Here is a 6,019-nt window from a genome sequence, read left to right on the forward strand (position 1 = left end):
GGCACCCGCAGGCAACGCTGCCATAATGATGAAGGGCGGCCCCCTGCGGGCCGCCCCCTTTGCCGAACTGGACTGCGCGCCTACTTCGCCGACATCGCGTAGGTCATGACGTTGAACAGATAGTTCTGCTCGACGACACCCCCGACCAGATGCGCCCAGGGGCCCTTGGCATAGGCCTGGATGTCCACGCCGGAATGCGTTTCGCTGTCCGTCGGCACGCTCGACTGTTGCAGGTAGTCAAGGCTTTCAGCCTCTTCCTCAGTGACCGTTGGCCGGTTGCCGACCCAGCTGCCGTCGGCCAGCTCGGTCACGATCGCGCCCGGACCGTTGACGAAGCCGGCCACCGTGTAAGGCTTGCCGTCGGCGGCGAGATTGGGCGTGTCCTTGGCGGCGACGCCGTTGGGATCGATTTCCATGCACAGGCCCAGGATCGAAGAGCCGCGGCCGCAATAGCCGTTGAAGGCCAGGTTGTGGCCGTGGTCGGCAGTGACGATGATCAGTGTGTCCTCGTCATTGGTCATGTCGTCGGCCATCTGGATCGCCTTCGCCATCGCCTCGCCATCGGCCACGGCGCGCGCCAGGTTTCCATCGTGCAGCGCGTGGTCGATCCGGCCGCCCTCGATCTGCAGGAAGAAGCCGTTCTGGTTGGTCGACAGCGCCTTGATCGCCGCTTCGGTCATCTCGGCCAGCGAGGGCTCGTCGGTGCGGTCGGCCTCGTACTGCATGTGGCTGCCTTCGAAAAGCGCGAGGATCGGCTTGGAGCCGTCCAGCGGCAGCGCCGCGGCGGTTTCCTTGTTCCAGGCATAGGCCCAGCCCTTGTCCATGCCCGCTGCAATCAGGTTGAGGCCGTCCTTGCGGTTGCCCCCGTCGCCTTCTTCACCCTGCATGTTCGAGGGCAGGAACTCGCGGCGTCCGCCCCCCATGGCGACGTCGATGATGCCCTTGTCCATCGCCTCGACCAACTGCTGGGCGATGTCCTTCTGCGCGGTGCAGCCCTCGGGAACCGACGATTCCCAGTCGCGCGCCACGGTGCGGGCATAGACTGCCGCCGGGGTCGCGTGGGTGATGCGCGTGGTGGTGACGTTGCCGACCGACTTGCCCGCCGCCGTGGCGATTTCCGCAAGCGAGGTCAGCTCATTGCCGGCAAAGGTCGCGCAATCCTCGAGATTGGCGTCCTCGTCCAGACCGATCACCCCGTCGTCGGTCTTGACACCCGTATTCAGGGCGGTGGCCGTCGGTGCGCTGTCGGGGGTCTGAGCGTTGGGCAGGTAGGTCTTGATCAGCGCAACATTCGCGAAGGTGTCCTGCGGCAGCACGAACTCATCGCCGAACCCGCCCGCCTTCTGGCCCATATAAAGCCGAGTGGCATAGGTCGCGGCAACATCGTTGCCGTCGCCGACGATCAGGATGACGTTCTTCGCGGTGCCGGTCAGCGGTGTCGCCGCGACGCGTGCTTCAAGGACCGCCGCCGCGTCCCTGAGCCAGACGCTGTCGGCCTGCAAGAGGTCCTGGGCTTGGCCAGCCGTTGCGGTCGAAAGAAATAGTGCAGTCGAAATTGCTCTTTTCATTGGCAGTGCTCCTTTGTGGTAACGAAGCTGTAGTCGCCTCTGGCAACACTGATGTGAAACTCGACCGCCGCAACACTGCGCGACCGGGCCTGCGCGACCGTCATGGCCCGGCAGGGAAAGGCCGCGGGCGTCCGTCAGACGCCTGAATTCTTCCGGAACGGCAAGCGGCTGTAATACTTCCCTCCGGACGGCCTTGTCACCGCCCGGCAATCCATTGCGCACGGCGCCGGACCGGACGCCTAGGACCGGATGGCGAAGGCCGAGAACAGGACCAGCGTCCGCTCGCTGACGTGATGTTCGATACCCTCCGCGTCGCGCTCGGCCGTTTCCGCGTCGAGGCCGAGGCTGAGCAGGAACCTCAGCACGATCTCGTGGCGGCGGCGGCATTCCTGCGCCAGCGCCCGGCCTTCGTCGGTCAGGAAGACTGACCGGTATCTGGCGCGGGTGACAAGGCCTTCGCGGGCCAGCCGGTCCAGGGTCTTGGCCACCGTGGGCGCCGTTACTCCCATCTTGGCGGCAATATCGACGGGCCGTGCCTCGCCCTGCGTGTGGATCAACTCGGCGATCAGCTCGACATAATCCTCGGCCAGTTCACTGCGGCGCGCAGCACGGACGCCCTGAAACGCCTCGGCCCGGGGGTCGGCAGGGCGGTCATCGGGCGTCTGCGGTGCGGGATCGGACGGTTTCATCGCTGCAGTCTTGCACGAAGCGGATTGACAGGTAAAGGCGCGGGGTGATTTGTTAGCTTCGACTAACTTTATGCGCCCCGACCATTCCGCGCCCTGCGCGGGGTCCCGGCCCCGCCCGAAAGGCCCGCCATGTCCTCTGCCGCCTGGAAGCACGACCGCGAAACCCCGTCGCTCTCCGAGGTCTTCCGCTCCATTGCCGTGCCGCAGGGCCGCTCGCCGTTCCGGCGGTTCCTGGCCTTCATCGGGCCGGGCTATCTGGTCGCGGTGGGCTACATGGACCCGGGCAACTGGGCGACCTCGCTCGCCGGGGGTGCGGCCTTCGGCTATACGCTGCTGTTCGTCGCGCTGTTGTCGAACATCATGGCGATCCTCCTGCAATCGCTCTGCGCCCGGCTTGCCATCGCCTCGGGGCGCGACCTTGCCCAGGCCTGCCGCGATGCCTTTCCGCGCTGGGTGTCGGTGCCGCTGTGGCTGTTTGCCGAGGCCGCGATCATCGCCACGGACCTTGCCGAGGTGATCGGCACCGCCATCGGTCTGAACCTGCTGTTCGGCATCCCGCTGGAAATCGGCATCTTCATCACCGCCGCCGACGTGTTCCTGATCCTGTGGCTGCAGAACCGCGGGTTCCGCTGGGTCGAGGCCTTCGTGATCGGCCTGCTGATGGTGATCGCGGCCTGTTTCCTGGTGCAGATCGCCATGGCCGATCCCGACTGGAATGCCGTCATCGTCGGTTTCGCGCCCTCGGTCGAGATCGTGACCAACCCGGACATGCTCTACATCGCGCTTGGCATCATCGGGGCGACGGTGATGCCCCATAACCTGTATCTGCATTCCGGCATCGTGCAGACGCGCGCCTTTGGCCAGGATCCCGGCCACAAGCGCGAGGCGCTGCGACTGGCGACCTGGGACAGCACCATCGCGCTGATGCTGGCGCTGGTGGTCAATTCCTCGATCCTGATCCTGGCCGCCGCGACCTTCCACGCCTCGGGCAATACCGAGATCGTCGAGATCGACCAGGCCCATGCCCTGCTGTCGCCGCTTCTTGGCAGCGGACTCGCGCCGACGCTGTTCGGCGTGGCGCTCCTGTGCTGCGGGCTGAACGCCACGGTGACGGCCACGATGTCGGGCCAGATCGTGATGGAGGGGTTCATCAACTTCCGCATCAGCCCGGTGCTGCGGCGGCTGATCACGCGCCTCATCGCCATCGTGCCGGCGATGGCGGTCATCCTGATCTATGGCAGCCAGGAGACCGGCCAGCTTCTGATCCTCAGCCAGGTCGTGCTGTCGTTCCAGTTGCCCTTCGCCATCGTGCCGCTGGTCATGTTCACGTCCAGCCGGGCCAAGATGGGCGATCTGGTCGCCCCTTTGTGGCTGACCGCGCTCTGCGCCCTGATCGCGGTGACCATCATCGTGCTGAACATGAACCTGCTGCGTACGGTGCTGTTCGGCTGAGGCTTCACCATCGCGTGACGGCGGGACTTGAGGCTTGAACCTCAAGCTGCTGGAGGGTTTAGCCATGGCGCGAAAACTGGGAATGGGAACGGATGCGGTTGACCAGGTTGCAGAAAGCACTGTGGGCGGCGGCGGGGATCGCTGTCCTTGCCTATGGCGCCTTGCTGTGGGGACCTTATCGCGCCCCCGCGTTGGTCTCCGAGGCGCCGTTCCGGCCGACCTTTTCCTTGCCCGATGACGCGGGGCGCCTCTATTCGCCAGCGGACTTTGCGGGCAAGCACCTTCTGGTGTTCTTCGGCTTCACGAATTGCCCCGATGTTTGCCCCACCACGCTTTCCGAGGTCGCGCAGGTGATCGACGATCTTGGCCCGGACGCGGACAAGGTTCAGCCGCTCTTCATCTCCATCGACCCCGAACGCGACCGCCGGCTGGGGCTGGCCGCGTTCACGGCCGCGTTCCACCCGGCGATCATCGGTCTGGCCGGAGACGCAGACCAGACCCGCGCAGCGGCCGACAGTTTCCGCATCCATTTCGCGCGCGAGGACGACGCGGCCGCCCCCGACGGCTACACGATGTCGCATAGCCCCGCGCTTTACCTGATCGGGCCGGAGGGGGACTGGCTGCGCCAGTTCACCTATGGCACGCCCGCATCCGAAATCCTCGCAGACCTGAAATCGAGATTGTGAGACCGATGAAAAGCGTTGCCCTTTTTGCCGCCCTGACCTTGACCGCCCCGGCCGCCTTCGCCTGCGAACCGTTTGCGGTGGGCGATCTGACCATCGAGCATGCGTGGTCGCGCGCCACGATCGGCGCCGACCGACCCGGCGTCTTCTATGTCGAGATCACGAATGCCGGCAGCGCTGACGATGCCCTTGTCGGGATCGCGACCCCGGCTGCGGGGATGCCGATGCTGCATGAAACTGTCGTCACCGACGGCATCGCCTCCATGCCGCATTCCATGTCCGTGCCGGTTCCGGCGGGACAAACGGTGGCCCTTGCCCCGGGCGGGTATCACGGAATGCTGATGGGCCTGGTGACTGCCCTGAAGGAAGGCGGCAGCTTCCCCGTGACCTTGACCTTCCAGAGAGCAGGCGAGGTGACGGTGACTGTCGACGTCCTGTCGATGCGTGCGGAGGGGCCGGATTGCGCGCACGCCGGGCAGTGATCCTGGGCCTTGGCGGGGGCGCAGGGGCCGCGGCCCTCACGCTTGGCCTCGGCTGGTGGCGGAGCGGCGGGTCGCCGCAACCCGCGCTGCTGCCGCTGGCGATCGGCGAGATGGCGTTTACCCTGACCGACCATCGAGGCAGAACCGTGACCCCCGCCGACTGGATCGGCCGACCGACGCTGGCCTTCTTCGGTTTCACCTGGTGCCCGGATGTCTGCCCCACCACGCTCAGCGACATCTCGCTCTGGCTTGAGGACCTGGGGCCGGACGCCGACCGCTTGAACGTCGCCTTCATCACCGTTGACCCCGAGCGCGACACCGAGGCCGTCCTCGCCGACTACGTCGCGAACTTCGATCCCCGCATCACCGGCCTCACCGGCCCTCTGGCCGAGGTCGAACGCGTGGCTGCCGGGTTCCGGGCAAGGTTCGAGAAGGTGCCGCAGGATGGCAGTTACACGATGAACCACACTGCCGGCGTGTTCCTGTTCCGCGCCGACGGACGCTTTGCCAGCATCATCGACTATCACGAGGATCGCCGCTTCGCCCTCCCCAAGATCCGCAGGGCCCTTGGCGCATGAGCAACGGCCCAATTCTCACGATGCAGCGACAGTGAAACCCTCCCGATCAGGAGACCGACCATGAAGACTGAAGTCCGGATGACCCGACGCGCCGCGATGCTGTCCGGGTTTGCAGGTGCGGCACTCGCGGCGCGCGCGGGCTGGGCCGCAGGCACGTCGATTCACGTCGTGAAGGGAACGGGCTGTGAGTGTTGCACGGCATGGGTATCTTATCTTCGCGATGAAGGCTTCACTGTGACCGAGGAAGAGCGCTACGGCACGCTCCTGATGGTCTACAAATCGGAGGTGGGTGTGCCGCAAAGGGTGATCTCCTGCCATACCGGAATGGCAGAGGGCTATCTGCTCGAGGGCCATGTCCCGGCCGCCGACATCCGTCGCCTGCTTTCAGAACGGCCGGACGCGATTGGGCTTGCAGTGCCGGGGATGCCTTATGGCTCGCCGGGGATGGGACCGGAGGAGGCGCGAGATGCCTACGAGGTACTCCTGATCCGCCGCGACGGCTCGACCGAGGTCTTCGCCAAGTACGACAGCCGAGGCTGACTATCCGAACCGGCTCTGTTGCACAAG

Annotated in this window: 7 protein-coding genes; 5 read left to right on the forward strand and 2 right to left on the reverse strand. The window is 65.8% G+C overall.

Translation table 11 applies throughout. From position 1 onward, the window contains the following. Nucleotides 1–80: 80 nt before the first annotated feature. Together Q5Y72_RS19410 and mntR are read right to left on the reverse strand one after the other, a co-directional pair. Nucleotides 81–1,568, reverse strand: a complete 1,488-nt coding sequence (locus tag Q5Y72_RS19410) for an alkaline phosphatase (RefSeq protein WP_305965039.1) — start codon at nt 1,566–1,568, stop codon at nt 81–83. A 239-nt stretch (nt 1,569–1,807) separates the two neighbouring features. Then, complete coding sequence (gene mntR / locus Q5Y72_RS19415; RefSeq protein WP_305965040.1) at nt 1,808–2,257, reverse strand: manganese-binding transcriptional regulator MntR; 450 nt, start codon at nt 2,255–2,257, stop codon at nt 1,808–1,810. Between the two features lie 129 nt (nt 2,258–2,386). On the opposite strand from mntR, the gene Q5Y72_RS19420 reads away from it, so the two are divergent. From Q5Y72_RS19420 to Q5Y72_RS19440, 5 genes are all read left to right on the forward strand, one after another. Further along, a complete protein-coding gene (locus Q5Y72_RS19420) occupies nt 2,387–3,709 on the forward strand; it encodes an Nramp family divalent metal transporter (RefSeq protein ID WP_305965041.1) in 1,323 nt (440 codons plus the stop codon). Nucleotides 3,710–3,801: 92 nt separating this feature from the next. Next, complete coding sequence (locus Q5Y72_RS19425; protein ID WP_305965042.1) at nt 3,802–4,395, forward strand: SCO family protein; 594 nt, start codon at nt 3,802–3,804, stop codon at nt 4,393–4,395. Nucleotides 4,396–4,472: 77 nt separating this feature from the next. Continuing rightward, on the forward strand, nt 4,473–4,874 hold the full coding sequence (locus Q5Y72_RS19430; RefSeq protein WP_305965043.1) for a copper chaperone PCu(A)C: 402 nt from the start codon (nt 4,473–4,475) through the stop codon (nt 4,872–4,874). Further along, nucleotides 4,853–5,452 carry an SCO family protein gene (locus tag Q5Y72_RS19435; RefSeq protein ID WP_305965044.1) on the forward strand — a complete coding sequence of 200 codons (600 nt, stop codon included), beginning with the start codon at nt 4,853–4,855 and terminating at the stop codon, nt 5,450–5,452. Before Q5Y72_RS19430 ends, Q5Y72_RS19435 begins: the two co-directional genes overlap by 22 nt. Before the next feature lie 60 nt (nt 5,453–5,512). Continuing rightward, nucleotides 5,513–5,992, forward strand: a complete 480-nt coding sequence (locus tag Q5Y72_RS19440) for a DUF411 domain-containing protein (RefSeq protein WP_305965045.1) — start codon at nt 5,513–5,515, stop codon at nt 5,990–5,992. Nucleotides 5,993–6,019: the final 27 nt, after the last annotated feature.

Source organism: Paracoccus spongiarum, from assembly GCF_030732095.1.
Classification (GTDB): Bacteria; Pseudomonadota; Alphaproteobacteria; order Rhodobacterales; family Rhodobacteraceae; genus Paracoccus; species Paracoccus spongiarum.